Consider the following 16,743-nt stretch of genomic DNA (forward strand, 5'->3'; position numbering starts at 1 on the left):
TAGCATGGATGGACTGTCTTGCCGCATGCCCGCACCCGAACCCCGTCCCGCGCTGGAGGTGCTGCGGGAGCAGATCAGCCGCCTGGAAGGCCGGGCCGGGCGCAGGCGGGCGGTCCTGCCGTTCGGCCTGGCGGAGATCGACAGCCGCCTGCCGGGCGGCGGGTTGGCGCTGGGGGCGCTGCATGAGGTGGCGGGCGGTGGATGCGACGCCCAGCACGCTGCGGCCGCCGGCCAGTTTTCGGCCGGGATCGCGGCCCGGACGCGGGGCAGGGTGCTGTGGATCGTCAGCCGCCAGGATGTCTTCGCGCCGGCCCTGATGCAGGTGGGGCTGTCGGGGCGGCGGGTCATCTATGTCGAGGCCGGATCGGAGGTCGATGTGCTGGCCTGTTTCGAAGAGGGGCTGCGGCATGGCGGCCTGGGGGCAGTGGTGGCCGAAGTGACGCGGCTGTCGATGACGGCCTCGCGCCGCCTGCAACTGGCCGCCGAGACATCGGGCACGCTGGGCATCGCGATCCGGCGGTGGCGGCGCCCGACCGGGGCGGCCGATTTCGGCCAGCCGACGGCCAGCGTCACACGCTGGCGGGTATCGGTTCTGTCATCGGTTGGCCTGCCGGTGCCGGGTGTGGGGCGGCCGCGCTGGAGGCTGGAGCTGATTCGGGCACGGGCTGGGGACGAAGCCGTTTTTGACGTGGAGGCCTGCGATGGAGAAGGGAGGCTTGCCCAAGACGCGCCTGTCGCGGATCGTCTCGCTCTACCTGCCATTCTGGCCGACGGAGCGGGTCCGGAAGAGGTTGGGCGCCGGCGCGCCCGCGCCTGACGCGGCGCTGGCGCTGGTTGGCCGCGAGGGGCGGCGGCGGGTTGTGCTCTCGGTCGATCTTGCTGCCCGCAAGGCGGGAGTGCGTCCTGGCACGCCGGTGGCCAAGGCGCAGGCGCTCCATCCCGACCTGACCATCATGGATGCCGATCCGCAGGGTGACCGTGCGGGGCTGGAAAAGCTGGCCTTGTGGTTTCAGCACCGCATTGCCCCCATCGTGGCTGCCGACCCGCCGGATGGCATCGTGCTGGACACCAGTGGGGCCGATCACCTGCATGGTGGCGAGCAGGCCATGCTGGCAGCGATGGTCCAGCGGCTGCGCGATACCGGGATCACCGCCAAGGCCGTTGTGGCCGAGACGCTGGGGGCCGCCCATGCGCTGGCGCGTTATGGTCGGGCGCGGATGCTGGTCGTGCCGCCCGGCGGGGTGGTGGCCGCGATTGCGGATCTGCCTGTCGCGGCCCTGCGCCTGCCCGAGGGCATTGTCGATGGGCTGCATGCGCTGGGCGTGTCGCGCATCGGTCCGCTTGCCGCCATGCCGCGCGCGCCGCTGGCCCTGCGGTTCGGCCCGGATGTTGCGCGCAGGCTGGACCAGGCGTTCGGGCGTGTGGCCGAGGCCATTGTCCCTGTGCGCCCCGTTGAATCGGTGGAGGTCTGCCGGAATTTTGCCGAGCCGATCGGGGCCGCCGAAACGATCGCCCGCATGATCGGCACGCTGGTACCCCCGCTCTGCCAGTTGCTGGAAGAACGTGGGCTGGGCGGCCGGTGTTTCGACCTGCTGCTGTACCGGGTGGACGATCGTGCCGAAGCGATCCGGGTTGCTACCGCCCAGCCGGTGCGGGACGCCAGGCGATTGATCCGGCTGCTCTGCGAGAAGATCGAGACCATCGATCCTGGTTTCGGGATCGAGCGCATGGTGCTGGCGGCCTCGCGGGCCGAGACGATGGGCGCGCGCCAGGCCCTGTCGCTGCTGGGCGAGGCGGATGAGCCCGACATTTCTGGCCTGATCGACATTCTGTCCAATCGTGTCGGCATGCAGGCGCTGTATCGCTGCGCGCCGGTCGAAAGCGATATTCCGGAACGCTCCTTCTGCCGCGTACCTGCCCTGGCGCCGGACGACGCGCGGGACTGGCCGGATCACTGGCCGCGCCCGACGCGCCTGCTGCCCCGGCCCGAGCCCGTGCAGGCCATGGCCGAACTGCCCGACCAGCCGCCGGTCTTCTTCATCTGGCGCGGTGTGCGGCGGAAGGTGAAATGTGCCGACGGGCCGGAACGGGTGTTTGGCGAATGGTGGAAGGGGGATGCCGAACTGACCACGGCGCGCGATTATTTCCGGGTGGAGGATACGTCCGGAGAGCGGTTCTGGATCTATCGTGCCGGTGACGGGGAACATGGCGAGACCGGGTCGCAGGGCTGGTTCCTGCATGGGATCTTCGGATGAGCCGTTACGCCGAATTGCAGGTGACGAGCTATTTTTCCTTCCTGCGCGGGGTGTCCTCGCCGGCCGACCTGTTCCAGCGGGCGAAGGCGCTGGGGATCGAGGCCCTGGGGCTCTGCGACCGGAATACGTTGGCGGGCATGGTGCAGGCCCATGTGGCGGCGAAGGAAGCCGGGGTCCGGCTGGTCGTCGGCTGTCGCCTGGATCTGGCCGATTTTTCGCCTGTACTGGTCTATCCGATCGATCGGGCCGCCTATGGTCGCCTGTGCCGCCTGCTGACCATCGGCAAGGCGCGGGCCGGGAAGGGCAGGTGCCATCTGCTGTGGGAAGATCTGGTCGCATGGGGGGAGGGGTTGATCGTCCTCATGGTCCCGGATGGGGCCGATGAGATGTGTGCGGTGCGTTTGCGTATGCTGAAGGAAGCGTTTCGTGATCGTGCCTATATGGTGCTGACGCTGCGGCGGCGGCCCAATGATCAGATGCGGTTGTATGAGCTGGCCGGTCTGGCGCATCAGGCCCGGGTGGCGACCGTGGTGACCAATGATGTGCTGTTCCATACTCACGACCGGCGCATCCTGCAGGATGTCGTGACCTGCATCCGGCATAATACCACCATCGATGAGGCCGGCTTCGCGCGCGAGCGCCATGCCGACCGTTATCCCAAGCCGCCTCATGAGATGGCGCGCCTGTTCGCCCGCTATCCGGAGGCGATCGGCCGTACGATCGAGATCATGGAACGCTGCACATTCAGCCTCGATGACCTTGCCTATCAATATCCCGACGAGGTGTCGGTGCCGGGCCAGACGCCGCAGCAGGCGCTGGAGGAATTGACGTGGGAAGGGGCCCAAAAATTCTATCCCGAAGGCATTCCCGATACGGTCAGGCAAAGCCTGAAGCATGAGCTGGCCCTGATAGGGCGCATGAACTACGCGCCCTATTTCCTGACCGTGAACAGCATCGTCCGTTATGCCCGTTCCGAGGACATTCTGTGCCAGGGGCGGGGATCGGCGGCCAATAGTGCGGTCTGCTATGTGCTGGGTATCACCGCCATCGACCCAGCGCGTAATAATTTGCTGTTTGAGCGGTTTGTCTCCGAGGCACGGGGCGAACCGCCCGATATCGATGTCGATTTCGAGCATGCCAGGCGCGAGCAGGTGATCCAGTGGGTCTACGGCCATTATGGCCGCGATCGTGCGGCCCTGACGGCCGTGGTGATCCGCTATCGTGCCAAGGGGGCGTTGCGCGATGTCGGCCGGGTCATGGGGCTGCCCGAGGATCTGATCCGCACGCTGTCGGGTCAGATCTGGGGCTGGTCGAAGAATGCGGACCCTGAACAGTTCAGGGATACCGGCATCGACCTGTCCGACCGGCGCATCCGGCTGACGCTGGATCTGGCATGCTGCCTGATCGGCGTGCCGCGCCATCTGTCGCAGCATCCGGGTGGTTTCGTGCTGACCCATGACCGGCTGGACGAGCTGGTGCCGGTTGAGCCGGCGGCGATGCAGGACCGCCAGATCATCGAGTGGGACAAGGACGATATCGATGTTCTGAAATTCATGAAGGTCGATTGCCTTGCATTGGGCATGCTGACCTGCATGAAGAAGGGGCTCGATCTGCTGGCCGACTGTAAAGGGGAGCATTTCACGCTTGCCACGATTCCGGCCGAGGACCCTGATACGTACGACATGATCCGCAAGGCGGATACGATCGGGGTGTTCCAGATCGAATCCCGCGCGCAGATGTCCATGTTGCCGCGCCTGAAGCCGCGCGAATTCTATGATCTGGTGATCGAGGTTGCCATCGTGCGTCCCGGCCCGATCCAGGGGGATATGGTCCATCCTTATCTGCGGCGGCGGGAAGGGATCGAGAAGGAAGACTATCCAACCCCGGAACTGGAGAAGGTGCTGAAAAAGACCCTGGGTATCCCCCTGTTTCAGGAACAGGCGATGCAGGTGGCAATGGTTTGCGCCGATTTCACCGCCAGCGAGGCCGATCAACTCCGGCGCGCGATGGCCACCTTCAAGAATACCGGCACGATCGGCAGGTTCCAGACCAAGCTGGTCGAAGGCATGAAGGCGAATGGCTATGCGCCCGAATTCGCCGAACGGATCTACCAGCAGTTGGAGGGATTCGGGTCGTATGGATTCCCGGAGAGCCATGCGGCGAGTTTCGCAATCCTTGCCTATTCGTCATCCTGGATGAAATGCAGGCATCCCGATGTGTTCCTGGCCTCGTTGCTCAATTCCCAGCCGATGGGGTTTTATGCGCCGGCCCAATTGGTGCGGGATGCGCGTGAGCATGGGGTCGAGGTGCGGCCGGTTTGCGTCAATGTCTCGCGCTGGGACAGCACGCTGGAAGGGCCGGCGACGGAAGGGGGGCGTTTTGCCGTCCGGCTGGGCATGAGCCTGGTCAAGGGGCTGACCGACAAGGATGCGGCCTGCATTGTAGGCGCCCGTGGGGTCAGGCCCTTTGCGTCTGTCGATGATCTGTGGCGCAGGGCCGGGGTGAGGGTGGCGGCGCTGACGCATCTGGCCGAAGCGGATGCGTTCCGGCCCAGTCTTGGCCTGCCGCGGCGTGAGGCGCTGTGGGCGATCAAGGCGCTGCGTGACGAGCCTCTGCCGCTGTTCGCGGCGGCCTCTGTTGGGCGGGAGGCGGAGGAACCTGCCGTGTGGCTGCAGCCCATGCGGGAGGGGGCCGAGGTGACGCGGGATTACAACCGGATCGGTTTGACCCTGCGTGACCACCCCGTTGCCTTTCTGCGCGATGATCTGCACGGGATGGGGATCGTGCCCTGCCGGCAGGCCATCGAGGCCAGGGATGGCAGGCGGTTGACGGCGGCCGGTCTGGTGCTGGTGCGCCAGCGGCCCGGCTCGGCCGAGGGCGTGGTATTCCTGACGCTGGAAGATGAAACCAGTGCGTTGAACGTCATCATATGGCGCGACCTGTTCGAAAAATATCGCAGCCGGGTCATGTCGGGGCAGATGCTTGCAGTCATGGGCAGCGTGCAGAAGGAAGGGGGTGTCGTGCATCTCGTCGCACGCGAGATCACGGATCTTTCCGACCTTCTGGCCGATGTGGGCAACCGGGGGGCGGGTGGAGACGATGGGGCAGGCGGCAGGGAGAGAACTGAAAGGGTTCTCGTAAAATCGAGAGATTTTCACTAAAGGTGGCGCCTGCCCATACGGTCAGAAAGGGGAAGGGCCGCCTGCCTCCGGGTCCGGCTCCTGTTCGTCGATCGCCAGGATGGCCTCTTCCCTGCTGGAGAAGGGACCTGCCAGAAGGATGGTGGTGCCATCCATGATGTACCATCCGTTTTCACGAGGGGCGACGGGATCACTCCCGTCGTCAAGGTAGACTGCGATCATTCGAGCCTCCCATGGGTGACCTGTTCGGAACCTGACGGCAGGATATTCTGCCGGGGATTGGACCGCGCGCAGCAGAAATCCTGTGTCGCTTGCGTGTCAGCTCTGGTCCTTCAGGGCCTTTTCCTCGTCCTGCCGGGTTGCGAAGGGCGTTTCCCGCTTGTTGTCCAGTTCGTTCATGTAGCCGCCCGGATTGCCCAGATTCTCTTCCAGCCAGGCTTCCTCGATGGGCTGGCCGTTGGCGTCGAGGGGAACGGGGGGCTCCACCGGGATCTGCCCGGCATCGGCATTGAGTTCCATCCCGATCAGGTCGGCGGCGGCTTCCTTGTAGGCCTCGGGGCCGGAAGCGGGCTTTCCGTCGGCGACCCACATCTCTTTCGCCTTGGCGAGAATGCGTGCGTCTCTTTCGGGGGAGGATTCCAGGGGGTTTTCCATTCCAATTATCCTCGTAAAGGCCTGTGATGGGGCTGGCTGGTCCGGCGCGGTGCGGCTGGCTCCTGTGGGATAAAACGCTCCATGCCGGTGTCCGTTGCCCGCGCCCGTTCGGGCGCGGGCGGGCGATCAGGCGGGGGGCCGTTCGGGCTGATCGAGGGCGACGGTCGCCTCGCTGGTCAGGACGCGGAAGACGAAGCTTTCCTGCAGGTACAATTCGACCGTATCCGCCGAGTGGGACAGATAACCGATCGAAAAATCCTGTCCGATATCCAGCGCCAAGTCGCCGCCGCGCATCGAGACGACGAATGCGCCCTCGATGGCCGGTGCCCAGATGATCTTTCCGTCGATCATGCTTTCGATATGCTTGCAGACAGGATAGCCGTCATCGTCGCCGCCGCTGACATTGGCGAAGGCCTGGGCGCCGAGGACCACCGAATACGGGCCGTTCACGCCGGCCAGGCGCAACGCGTTCAGGGCGTCGGCGATGGCATGCGGGTAGTCCCTGGCCTGGGCGGGGAGCTTGAGATGGGCGTTCGACGTGCCGTTGCGGATGCCGGGGATGCAAGCCGCCGCATAGCCGTCAAAGATCGCGCGGTCTTCGGCGAAGGCGATCTGCTTCGCCGCGTCCTTGACGGGCTGCCAGTCGGAATCCAGCGATCCGCGCTCGACGGCGTCGATTTCCGTGCGCGACAGCGTGAAGGGGACGCGCAGTTCCACCAGCGGCAGGACCTCGCGTCGCAGGGCACGGATGCCGTTGCCGGGCGCATCGATCAGGGTGCCGCGCCCGGTGCCGATGCCTGCGAATGCGGTCCCCTTCGGTTCCGAGGTGTCGACGACGCGGCGGCCGGCCAGGTGGCGGCGAATGGTGCGTGAGGCCTCTTCCTCGATCTGCGCCCAGGCCGCGCTGGAGATGGGGGCTAGATGTCTGTGGAGATTGTTCATGTCAGATTTCCTTCCTTAAGGAGCCGATACCCAGCGAGCCGTCATGCGAGCCTGTGCCGTGCTGATCGGGGGAGGAGGCAGGGAGGGGGGGCTGGTCGTCCGGGTTGGACGCCTCGGGGGCTTCGGCGTCCATGTCCGGCGCGTTATCCAGGAACTCGGCAGTGGGAATGAAGAACAGGGCCCCGGTCACGGCCGTGCTGACATCGAGGAGCCGGTCGTAATTGCCGGGCGGCTTGCCGATGAACATGTTCTGCAGCATCTGTTCGGTGCGCGCGGGGGAGCGCGCATAGCCAATGAAATAGGTGCCGAATTCACCCTTGCTCACTTCGCCGAAGGGCATGTTGTCGCGCACGATCTGCAGTTGCTGCCCGTTCTCCTCGATATTGGTGAGGACGTTATGGGCATAGCTGGGCTTGGCCGCGTCGGCGAGTTCGATGTCCGATACTTTGCGGCGGCCGATGATATGTTCCTGCACCTCGGTCGGGATGGCATCCCATTTCTTGAGGTCGTGCAGGTATTTCTGGACGATGACATAGCTGCCACCGGCAAAGGCGGGGTCTTCGTCGCCGACGATGGCCGCGTCGGTCGCGACCTGACCGGAGGGGTTTTCGGTGCCGTCCACGAATCCGAGCAGGTCGCGTTCGTCGAAATATTTGAATCCGTGGACTTCATCCACGACCTTGCCAGCGCCCGCCAGCCGGGAGACGATGGAAGCCGCGAGTTCGAAGCAGAGATCCATCCTGGTTGCGCGGATATGGAAGAGCAGGTCGCCCGGCGTGGCGGGGGCGTGATGCGCGCCCCGGATTTCCTGGAACGGATGCAGGTCCCGGGGGCGCGGGGTGCCGAAGAGTTGATCCCAGGCGTTCGAACCGATGCCGGTGATGCAGCTTAACCTCCCATCGGGGACCCGGAATCCGACACCGCGCACGAGAGAGGAGAGATCTCCCAGAAGATCGCGGACCTGCGCGTTGATCGAAGGGTTCTCGCTTAATGTTGCAACAAGAAAAATTGCTGCCTGGGTCAGCTTCGTACCAACGGGTTGCGGTGTGGCCAACGGACTGAAACTCCCTGCGGACGGGCTCGTATAACGATCACGGACGTTCAGCATAGGCAGATGACCGTTGATGACAAGATATCGGGATGGGCTAAATAACCAGAGCGATCACAAATCGCTCATCGTTATAACTGGTGTGCATAATACCATAAGCAAAAGGTCTTGGACGCCCCGCCCGCCGCGTGATCTAGCTGGGATGCTGGAACATCGTGGCAGGTCCTGCAGGACAAAATAACAGGCACGGCAGTCGCCCGTGGCGGGAAGACATCATCACGCTTCATTCCCGGAATCTGTCGCCTGACGCAGACGCCGATGTCAGGCTTTTAGGAAGGTATAGATGCAGACCGCTGCCCTTGCGCTGATCCTGGCGCGCTTTCAGTTCGCCTTTACCGTGGGCGTTCATATCATCTTCCCGGCCTTCTCCATCGGGCTGGCGGCCTATCTGGCCGTTCTGGAAGGGCTGTGGCTGAAGACCGGACGCCAAGTTTTTCTCGATCTGTATCGCTACTGGATCAAGGCCTTTTCGATCGTCTTCAGCATGGGCGTCGTGTCCGGACTGGTCATGTCCTACGAATTCGGAACCAACTGGTCGGTCTTTTCGAGGAAGGCCGGGCCGATTACGGGTGTTCTTCTGTCCTACGAGGTCATGACGGCCTTCTTTCTGGAAGCAGGATTCCTCGGCGTCATGCTGTTCGGCATGAGCAAGGTCGGGCGCGGGCTGCATTTCGCCGCGACCTGCTGCGTTTCGGTGGGGACGCTGATTTCGATGACCTGGATCCTGGCATCGAATTCATGGATGCAGACCCCGCGCGGCTATACGATCGATCCGGCCACCGGGCGCTTCATGCCCGACGACTGGCTTGCCATCATCTTCAATCCGTCCTTTCCGTTCCGGCTGGTCCATATGGGGCTGGCGGCGTTTCTCTCCGTCGCGTTCGCCGTGGGGGCGACCGGCGCGTGGCACATGCTGAAGGCGCGGCGGGCGGGGGCGATTGCGAGCGAGCCGGTCCGGGTGATGTTTTCCATGGCCATGTGGATGGCCGCGATCGTGGCGCCGCTGCAGATCCTGGCCGGTGATGCGCATGGGCTGAATACCCTGAAATATCAGCCCGTGAAGATCGCCGCGATGGAAGGCGACTGGGAGACCGAAGGACGGGCATCGGAGCTGCTGTTCGGCATTCCGAACATGAAGACGGAACGGACGGATTATGCCGTGAAGGTGCCGCTTCTGGGCTCGCTGATCCTGACGCACAGTCTCGACGGCAAGGTGCCGGGGATGAAGGATTTCCCCCGTGACCAGCGGCCGCCATCGCCGATCATCTTCTTCTCGTTCCGCATCATGGTCGCGCTCGCCATGCTGATGGCGCTGGTGGGGTTCTGGTCGCTGTGGCTGCGCCGGACCAGCGCCCTGTTCACCAGCCCGGTCTTTCATCGTGTGGCGCTGTGCATGGCGCCTGCCGGCTTCATCGCGCTGCTGTGCGGCTGGATCACCACCGAGGTCGGGCGGCAGCCCTGGACGGTCTATGGTCTTCTGCGGACGGCCGAGAGTGTTTCGCCGATCGTCCTGTCCAGCATGGCGATGACGCTGGCGGCTTTCGTGGTGGTCTATGTGATCGTGTTCGGGTCTGGTCTGGTCATCCTGCTCCGCCTGCTGGGGCGTGCGCCGGAGGAAGGCGAGCATATTCCCAGCCCCGCGCACCCCGCCGACGTGCTGGCGACGCATACGCATCCGGGGATCGCCGGCCCCATTCCCGATGAAGGAGCCTGAGCCATGATGGATTTCGCGTATTGGCTCCCGATCGTGTGGGCCGTCATCCTGGTCGCCGCGATTACGATCTACGTCATTCTCGACGGGTTCGACCTGGGGATCGGGATGCTGTTCGCGCTGGAACGCGACCAGGGGCGGCGGGATGTGATGGTCAATACGATCGCGCCCGTGTGGGATGGCAACGAGACGTGGATGGTTCTGGGTGGCGCCGTGCTTTACGGCGTCTTTCCTGGGGCTTACGCCACGCTTCTGCCGGCCTTCTACCTGCCGATCGTGCTGATGCTGCTGGCCCTGATCTTTCGTGGCGTGGCGTTCGAATTCCGCATCATGACGCGGGATACCGCGCGTGAGGGGCTGTGGGAGATCGCTTTCATGGCCGGGTCCGGCATCGCCGCGTTCAGCCAGGGAGCGATCCTGGGCGGGGTGATCCAGGGCATTGCCGTGACCGACGGCGCCTTTAGCGGCGGCGCGTTCGACTGGCTGACGCCTTTCAGTGTTCTGTGCGGGGTGGCGGTCATGTGTGGATACGCGCTGCTTGGCGCGACCTGGCTGGTGTGGCGGACAACCGGCGTGCTGGAGGCATCCTGCCGCAAATGGGGTCGGTGGCTGGCTGTCGGATTGTTTCTTGGCATCGTGGCGGTCAGTCTGTGGACGCCGCTGCTGCATGCGCCCTATCTGCGGCGCTGGACCGACTGGCCGAATATCCTCTTCGTCGCGCCGGTGCCGGTGCTGGTCGTCGTGCTGGGGGTTTTGCTCGCCACGGGATTGCGTCGCGGCCATTCGCGGGTGCCGTTCCTGTGTGCGCTCGGCTGGTTTTTCCTGTGTCTCTCCGGTCTCGGGATTACGGTCTGGCCGTATGCCGTGCCGCCCAGCCTGACGCTGTGGGATGTGTCGTCGCCGCCGTCGAGCCAGTTCTTCCAGCTTGTCGGCACCGCCATCCTGCTGCCGATCATCCTGACCTACACGATTTATTCCTACCGTGTGTTCCGCGGGAAAGTGACGGAAGCCGATGGCTATCACTGAGATCGTCAAGGGCAATGGAGACGATGCGCCGAAGCGCTTTGGTGTGCGGATCGGGTGGTTCGTTGCCATCTGGGCGTTCAGCACGGTGGTGTTTTTTGTGGTGGCGTCTCTGCTGCACCTGCTTGTTCCCAAATAACAGGGCGGCTCTTCGAATTTTCGACTGACAGCAGAAGTTCTGGACCTGGTTCGATGATTTTTGACTTTGAGAGTGACTTCGCGGGCTCGCTGCGCTGTATCCCGATGATCGCACGGCAGAAGCTCGATATCGCCGGCATAAAACTGAGCCTGCGGCAATGGAGCCGTTTCTCCCGCGAAGAGCGGGGGCAGCTTGCCGATCTGCCGTGCGAGACGAAAGCGGAACAGGGGGCGTATCGGGCGCTGGTCCTGCATCTGATTGCGGTGCGGACCGATGAGCCGCCACGCCCGCTTGTCACGAATGGCTTTGACGACTGGCGGGAGGCCGACCGGATGCCTGAGGCCGTGCGGACGCAGGCCGAGGCGGATGGCGTGGCGCCCCCGACGCCGGAACAATGGGCCATGTTGACACCGCTGCAGCGTTTTGCGCTGATCAAGCTCGCGCGCTCGCAGCATGAGAACGAGAATTTCGTGCCGGCCATGAGAGAATTCGGCGTCCTGTGACGGACGAGCGTATTCCCGGAAGCGGCCTTGGGAGGTTAATGTCATGAGCAAAGAAAAACCGTCCGAGTTCAAGCCCTATCATCATCCGGCCGGCGGCTGGGGGGCGGCAGGCGCGACCGCGAAAGTGCTGATGGAGCAGAGCGTGCTCGTCAAAGGGTCGCGCGGGCTGCTGGCCATGAACCAGCCGGGCGGCTTCAAATGCCCGAGCTGCGCGTTTCCGGACCCGGATCATCGCAAGACTCTGGAGTTCTGCGAGAACGGCGCCAAGGCGCTGGCGCATGAAGCGACGAAGGCGCGCGTGACGCGCGAATTCTTCGCGAAATACACCGTCACCGAACTGATGGAGAAGAGCGACTACTGGCTGGAGATGCAGGGGCGCCTGACCGAGCCGATGCGCTATGATGCCACGACCGACAAATATGTGCCCGTCGCGTGGGATGATGCCTTTGCGATGATCGGGCGCCATCTGCAGGCGCTGGACAGCCCGCATCAGGCGGAATTCTATACATCGGGGCGCACGGCCAACGAGACCGCGTTCCTCTATTCGATCTTCGTCCGGGAGTTCGGCACCAATAATTTCCCCGACTGCTCGAATATGTGCCACGAGCCGACCAGCCGTGGGCTGCCGGCGTCGATCGGGATCGGCAAGGGCACGATCGTCATGTCGGATTTCGACCATGCCGAGGCGATCTTTGTCATCGGGCAGAATACGGGCACCAATTCGCCGCGCATGATGACCAACCTGGTGGAGGCGAGAAAGCGCGGTGTGCCGATCGTGCTGATCAACCCGATGCCGGAACGCGCCCTGATCCGCTTTACGGAGCCGCAGGATGTGCTCCAGATGGCGACGTTCGGCTCCACTCCGATTTCCAGCGAATTCGTCCATGTGCGGATTGGTGGGGATCTGGCCATCTTCAAGGGGATGATGCGGGCGCTCTTCGAGGCCGAGGAGCAGGGCGAGCGGGTGCTCGACATGGATTTCATCCAGCAGCACACGGCTGGTCTGGATGCGTTGCGTGACGACGTGATGGGCTGTTCGTGGGCCGATATCACCCGGATCTCGGGCGTGTCGGAGGGGCAGATCCGGCGGATCGCGGAGATCTATAAAAGGTCCAAGGCGACGATCATCTGCTATGGGATGGGCCTGACGCAGCATCAGGAAGGGTCGCGCCTGTTGCAGCAGGTGGCGAATCTGCTGCTGTTGCGTGGCAATTTTGGCAAGCCTGGTGCAGGCATTGCGCCGATCCGCGGGCATTCGAACGTGCAGGGCGACCGCACCGTCGGCATCGACGAGAAGCCGACGCAGCGTTACCTGGATCGGGTCCGCGATGCGTTCGGCTTTGAGCCGCCGCGCACGCATGGTCACCATGTGCTTGAGGCGCTGGAGGCCATGGAAGCCGGCACCGCCAAGGTCTTTATCGGCATGGGCGGGAATTTCATCCGGGCGGTTCCGGACACCGATCGCTCCTATGACGCGATGCGGAAGCTTAACCTGACCGTCGGCATCGCGACCAAGCTCAATCGCGGGCATCTGGTGCATGGCAAGGATGCCCTGCTCCTGCCGGTGGTGGCACGGTCGGAGATTATTCGCACGGAAGCAGGTGAGCAGTTCGTGACCATCGAGGATGCGATGGCGAATGTGACGGCTTCGCGTGGCGTATTCGAGCCCGTCACCGAGCATGTGCGGCCGGAGACGGAGATCGTGTGCCGGATGGCCATAGCCACGTTGCCGCATTCGAAGACGCCGTGGGCGCGCTATATGGTCGATTATACGCCGATCCGTGACAAGATCGCCGAAGTCTATCCGGAGATCTATTCGGATTTTTCGGAGAAGATCAAGAATCCGAGGGGCTTTCACCTCGACATTCCGCCGCGTCGGCTCGTATGGCAGACGCCGAACGACAAGGCGAATTTTCTCGTGCTGCCGGGGCTGGAGGTGAATGTTCCGGTTGAGGATGCTGCGATGCTGCGTCTGGCGACGATCCGGTCGCATGATCAGTACAACACGACCATCTACAGCAATAGCGACCGCTATCGCGGTGTCTACAACAACCGGCTCGTGATCTTCATGAACAAGGAGGACATGAAGGATCGCGGGCTGGAAAACGGCACGGTGATCGGGCTGGAAACCTATAGCGATGACGGGTTCCGGCGTTATGTCGATGGGTTGACCGTGATCGACTATCCGATGTCGCGTGGTGCCATTGCGGGCTATTATCCGGAACTCAATCCGCTGCTGCCGCTCGATTATTTCGACGAGATCAGCGGAACGCCGGCGGCCAAGTCCATTCCTGTCAAGGTGGTGGAGAGTGTTGCGTCGGCAGCGCCGATCAGGATTGCCGGGTAACCGTCAATCGCGGGCCTGTGGGTGGATGAGAGTCTCTTGATGGACACAGATGCGTCGCTTGTGGACCGGCTCGGGCGCCCGATGCGGGATCTGCGGATCTCGGTGATGGATCGGTGCAATTTCCGGTGTCCGTACTGCATGCCGGAGGCGACCTATCATGAGGGATTTCGCTTTCTGGCGCCGCGTGAGCGGCTGGATTTCGACGAGATCGAGCGTGTCGCACGGGTTGCGGCAGGGCTGGGCGTGACCAAGCTGCGCCTGACGGGGGGCGAGCCGCTGCTACGCCCCGGCCTGCCTGAACTGGTCGCGCGGCTGGTGCGGGTGCCGGGCATCGAGGATGTCGCGCTGACCACCAATGGTGTGCTGCTGGCACGGTCGGCCGCTGTTCTTCGTGCGGCGGGCCTGCATCGTGTGACGGTGAGCCTCGATAGTCTCGATGCGGCTGTGTTTGCCCAGATGAGTGGCGGGCGCGCGAAATTGTCGACTGTGCTTGACGGGATCGAGGCCGCGCGGGCGGCTGGATTTCCGGGCGGGATGAAGATCAATAGTGTCATCCAGCGGGGCGTGAACGATTCCGGTATTCTGGATCTGGCGGCGCGTTTTCGCGGCACGGATATTGTGCTGCGCTTTATCGAATATATGGATGTGGGAACCCGTAATGGCTGGGAGCGCGCCGATGTCGTGCCCTCGCGCGAAATATTGGCGCGGATCGATGCGCACTGGCCGTTGATTCCTCTGTCGCCGAATTATCGCGGCGAGGTGGCGCGGCGCTATCGCTATGTCGATGGGGAAGGCGAGGTGGGGTTCGTTTCCTCGGTCAGTGCGCCATTTTGCGGGGATTGTTCGCGCGCGCGGCTTTCTTCCGACGGAAAGCTCTATACCTGCCTCTTTGCGGCCGAGGGGACGGATTTGCGGGCGATCCTGCGTGAGGATGACACCGTGCAGGGCGATAGGAAGCTGCGCGCTACGTTGTCGGGTATCTGGCATGGCCGTGCGGATCGCTACAGTGAAGAGCGTGCGATTCCGCGCGGGTGCAGCGCCGTGAAGGGAAAGGCCCCGGCGGCGGAGAAAATCGAAATGCATTATATCGGAGGCTGAACGGCCGGTGCGGCCGGTTCTGGTAAGGTTAGCGGGATGCCCTCTCTCTTTCACCGATTGCGCGTTACATCCCTGGGCCAACCTGACAGGGCGTTCGACCTGAATGTGGCCGATGAGGTGCCGGTCCGGCTGATCTTCAACGGGATCTTCTCCTATGGCGTCATGATGATGACGCCGGAGGATCTGGAAGATTTTGCAGTCGGTTACTGCCTGACGGAACAGATTGTCGGCACGTCGGCGCAGATCCGATCGGTCGTGGTCGTGGAGACGGATGATGGCCTGACAGTGGATGTCTCGATCGCCGGAGATGCGTTGACGTCGCTGATCAGGCGCGGGCCGCGGACCCAGACCGGGCATTCGAGCTGCGGGATCTGCGGCAGCGATGCGGTGCCGTCCTGTGATGCCATCGGGGTGCCGGTATTGGGGCCGGGCCCGGTGGTTTCGACCGAGGCAGTGCAGCTTGCATTGAACGCGCTTGGTGAATGGCAGACGCTGAATGCGGCGACGCGGATGGTGCATGCGGCCGCCTGGGCCGATCGCGACGGTCGTATCCTGATGATTCGTGAGGATGTGGGGCGGCATAACGCGCTCGATAAGCTGATTGGCGCGCGGGCGCGCGGCGCCGAAGAAACGGGCGAGGGGTTTTGTCTTCTGACCAGCCGCTATTCGTTTGAAATGGCCCTCAAGACGTTGCGGAGCGGGATCGCGATCGTCGTGGCGGTCTCGGCCCCGACCTACCGGGCTTGTCGGCTTGCTGAAACGATGAAACAGACATTGATCGCCATTGCGCGACGTGATGGGCAGGTTCTGTTCTGCGGCGGGGAGCGGCTTGTGCAATAAGTGGGCGCCGGGCGGCAGGGTGGCGTACGGCGGCGTCGGTTGTGAATGAGAAGACGATAAATGTTTCTGAGGCAGCTTCATTATCTTCGGGAAATCGACAGGCTGCGGAGTTTTTCGAAGGCCGCGGACGCGTGCAACGTTTCGCAGCCCGCGCTTTCACGCGCCATCAGGCAATTGGAAGACGAGCTTGGGGTCGTTATTATCGATCGCAAGAAGAAAGTCTTCGGGCTGACGGCTGAGGGTGCGCGCATACTGAAATGGGCGCATGATATCCTGCGCAGCGTGTCGGAGATGCGGAATGAAGTTTCGCTGTCGCGGCAGGAGCTGGTGGGGTCGGTCAAGATTGGCGTCATCCCGACCGCCGTGCATATCGTTCCGATCCTCCTGGAAGCAATCAAGGAGAAGATCGGCGATTTTTCGAGCGATGTTGCCGTTCTTCCGAATGCGGACATTATCGAGAGGCTTGCCAGCAAGCAGCTTGATATCGGGATCATGTATTATGACCAGTGCCCGCAGGCGCAGGCTTTTACGGTCCGGGCCCTTTATGCGGAAGAGCAGGTTCTGGCCGGTACCACGGCGTATGTCTTTCCCGACCAGGGGGAAATCAGTTGGGAGGAGGCCGCGACATTTCCGCTCGCCTTGCTCAGTCGCGGTATGCGCTGTCGCCAATTGGTGGATATCGGGTTTCAGACTGCCGGGGTTGAGCCGATCATTCGTCTGGAGACCGCGTCATTGGAACTGATCCATGCCGAAATCATGCGTGGTGCCATGGTGACCATCCTGCCGCTATCCTCCTTTCCGCTACGGGTGCCGCCGGCCGGTCGCCTGCAGATGCGCCGGCTTGCCGGTTTTTCGCCGGGCGCGATCGGGTTGGTGAGGTTGAGCGAACAGCCGCCTTCGCCTTTCGTCGCGCGTGTCTGGACGGTCGCCCTGGAAACGGATTTTCGAGAGCAGCTTGGCAGTCTGTGCTGATGGTATGTCAA

Annotated in this window: 15 protein-coding genes; 11 read left to right on the forward strand and 4 right to left on the reverse strand. The window is 63.3% G+C overall.

Features of this window, described 5'->3' with window-relative positions:
* Positions 1–25 precede the first annotated feature (25 nt).
* The 3 genes from HLH35_RS10075 to HLH35_RS10085 are packed head-to-tail and all read left to right on the forward strand — an operon-like array spanning position 26 to position 5,416.
* Complete coding sequence (locus HLH35_RS10075) at positions 26–817, forward strand: ImuA family protein (RefSeq protein WP_182979005.1); 792 nt, start codon at positions 26–28, stop codon at positions 815–817.
* The gene (locus tag HLH35_RS10080) at positions 792–2,255 is read left to right on the forward strand and encodes a DUF6504 family protein (RefSeq protein WP_456305638.1); all 1,464 of its coding nucleotides are present in this window, start codon (positions 792–794) and stop codon (positions 2,253–2,255) included. Before HLH35_RS10075 ends, HLH35_RS10080 begins: the two co-directional genes overlap by 26 nt.
* Entirely contained in the window at positions 2,252–5,416 is a 3,165-nt protein-coding gene (locus HLH35_RS10085) for an error-prone DNA polymerase (RefSeq protein ID WP_182979007.1), read from the forward strand. Before HLH35_RS10080 ends, HLH35_RS10085 begins: the two co-directional genes overlap by 4 nt.
* A gap of 21 nt (positions 5,417–5,437) precedes the next feature.
* Here HLH35_RS10085 and HLH35_RS10090 read toward each other — a convergent pair whose 3' ends face one another.
* The 4 genes from HLH35_RS10090 to HLH35_RS10105 all read right to left on the reverse strand — a co-directional run bounded on the left by HLH35_RS10090 (position 5,438) and on the right by HLH35_RS10105 (position 8,045).
* Positions 5,438–5,617, reverse strand: coding sequence for a hypothetical protein (locus HLH35_RS10090; protein ID WP_182979008.1), 180 nt, complete (start codon positions 5,615–5,617; stop codon positions 5,438–5,440).
* A gap of 96 nt (positions 5,618–5,713) precedes the next feature.
* Positions 5,714–6,049 (reverse strand): hypothetical protein, encoded by a 336-nt coding sequence (locus HLH35_RS10095; RefSeq protein WP_182979009.1) that lies wholly within the window; start codon positions 6,047–6,049, stop codon positions 5,714–5,716.
* Between the two features lie 126 nt (positions 6,050–6,175).
* The gene (locus HLH35_RS10100; RefSeq protein WP_182979010.1) at positions 6,176–6,991 is read right to left on the reverse strand and encodes a family 1 encapsulin nanocompartment shell protein; all 816 of its coding nucleotides are present in this window, start codon (positions 6,989–6,991) and stop codon (positions 6,176–6,178) included.
* Position 6,992: 1 nt separating this feature from the next.
* Positions 6,993–8,045, reverse strand: coding sequence for a Dyp-type peroxidase (locus HLH35_RS10105; RefSeq protein WP_182979011.1), 1,053 nt, complete (start codon positions 8,043–8,045; stop codon positions 6,993–6,995).
* A gap of 337 nt (positions 8,046–8,382) precedes the next feature.
* On the opposite strand from HLH35_RS10105, the gene HLH35_RS10110 reads away from it, so the two are divergent.
* The 8 genes from HLH35_RS10110 to HLH35_RS10145 are packed head-to-tail and all read left to right on the forward strand — an operon-like array spanning position 8,383 to position 16,732.
* Positions 8,383–9,813, forward strand: coding sequence for a cytochrome ubiquinol oxidase subunit I (locus HLH35_RS10110; protein ID WP_182979012.1), 1,431 nt, complete (start codon positions 8,383–8,385; stop codon positions 9,811–9,813).
* A 3-nt stretch (positions 9,814–9,816) separates the two neighbouring features.
* Positions 9,817–10,836 carry a cytochrome d ubiquinol oxidase subunit II gene (cydB, locus tag HLH35_RS10115; RefSeq protein ID WP_182979013.1) on the forward strand — a complete coding sequence of 340 codons (1,020 nt, stop codon included), beginning with the start codon at positions 9,817–9,819 and terminating at the stop codon, positions 10,834–10,836.
* Positions 10,823–10,972, forward strand: a complete 150-nt coding sequence (locus tag HLH35_RS10120; RefSeq protein WP_182979014.1) for a DUF2474 domain-containing protein — start codon at positions 10,823–10,825, stop codon at positions 10,970–10,972. The genes cydB and HLH35_RS10120 overlap by 14 nt, the downstream gene beginning before the upstream one ends.
* Positions 10,973–11,025: 53 nt before the next feature.
* Positions 11,026–11,475 carry a nitrate reductase associated protein gene (locus HLH35_RS10125; protein WP_182979015.1) on the forward strand — a complete coding sequence of 150 codons (450 nt, stop codon included), beginning with the start codon at positions 11,026–11,028 and terminating at the stop codon, positions 11,473–11,475.
* A 43-nt stretch (positions 11,476–11,518) separates the two neighbouring features.
* Positions 11,519–13,822, forward strand: coding sequence for an FdhF/YdeP family oxidoreductase (locus HLH35_RS10130; RefSeq protein WP_182979016.1), 2,304 nt, complete (start codon positions 11,519–11,521; stop codon positions 13,820–13,822).
* A gap of 39 nt (positions 13,823–13,861) precedes the next feature.
* Positions 13,862–14,920 (forward strand): GTP 3',8-cyclase MoaA, encoded by a 1,059-nt coding sequence (gene moaA, locus HLH35_RS10135; RefSeq protein ID WP_182979017.1) that lies wholly within the window; start codon positions 13,862–13,864, stop codon positions 14,918–14,920.
* 36 nt (positions 14,921–14,956) lie between these two features.
* Positions 14,957–15,760, forward strand: a complete 804-nt coding sequence (gene fdhD / locus HLH35_RS10140) for a formate dehydrogenase accessory sulfurtransferase FdhD (RefSeq protein ID WP_182979018.1) — start codon at positions 14,957–14,959, stop codon at positions 15,758–15,760.
* A 60-nt stretch (positions 15,761–15,820) separates the two neighbouring features.
* A complete protein-coding gene (locus HLH35_RS10145; protein ID WP_182979019.1) occupies positions 15,821–16,732 on the forward strand; it encodes a LysR family transcriptional regulator in 912 nt (303 codons plus the stop codon).
* Positions 16,733–16,743 lie beyond the last annotated feature (11 nt).

The sequence above is a fragment of the Gluconacetobacter asukensis genome (genome assembly GCF_014174375.1).
GTDB lineage: Bacteria > Pseudomonadota > Alphaproteobacteria > Acetobacterales > Acetobacteraceae > Gluconacetobacter > Gluconacetobacter asukensis.

Coding starts and splice junctions, on each gene's coding strand:
- HLH35_RS10145 (WP_182979019.1), top strand. CDS start 15,821: ATGTTTCTGAGGCAGCTTCATTATCTTCGGGAAATCGACAGGCTGCGG.
- HLH35_RS10100 (WP_182979010.1), bottom strand. CDS start 6,991: ATGAACAATCTCCACAGACATCTAGCCCCCATCTCCAGCGCGGCCTGG.
- HLH35_RS10125 (WP_182979015.1), top strand. CDS start 11,026: ATGATTTTTGACTTTGAGAGTGACTTCGCGGGCTCGCTGCGCTGTATC.
- moaA (WP_182979017.1), top strand. CDS start 13,862: ATGGACACAGATGCGTCGCTTGTGGACCGGCTCGGGCGCCCGATGCGG.
- HLH35_RS10090 (WP_182979008.1), bottom strand. CDS start 5,617: ATGATCGCAGTCTACCTTGACGACGGGAGTGATCCCGTCGCCCCTCGT.
- HLH35_RS10075 (WP_182979005.1), top strand. CDS start 26: ATGCCCGCACCCGAACCCCGTCCCGCGCTGGAGGTGCTGCGGGAGCAG.
- HLH35_RS10130 (WP_182979016.1), top strand. CDS start 11,519: ATGAGCAAAGAAAAACCGTCCGAGTTCAAGCCCTATCATCATCCGGCC.
- cydB (WP_182979013.1), top strand. CDS start 9,817: ATGATGGATTTCGCGTATTGGCTCCCGATCGTGTGGGCCGTCATCCTG.
- HLH35_RS10095 (WP_182979009.1), bottom strand. CDS start 6,049: ATGGAAAACCCCCTGGAATCCTCCCCCGAAAGAGACGCACGCATTCTC.
- HLH35_RS10110 (WP_182979012.1), top strand. CDS start 8,383: ATGCAGACCGCTGCCCTTGCGCTGATCCTGGCGCGCTTTCAGTTCGCC.
- HLH35_RS10120 (WP_182979014.1), top strand. CDS start 10,823: ATGGCTATCACTGAGATCGTCAAGGGCAATGGAGACGATGCGCCGAAG.
- fdhD (WP_182979018.1), top strand. CDS start 14,957: ATGCCCTCTCTCTTTCACCGATTGCGCGTTACATCCCTGGGCCAACCT.
- HLH35_RS10085 (WP_182979007.1), top strand. CDS start 2,252: ATGAGCCGTTACGCCGAATTGCAGGTGACGAGCTATTTTTCCTTCCTG.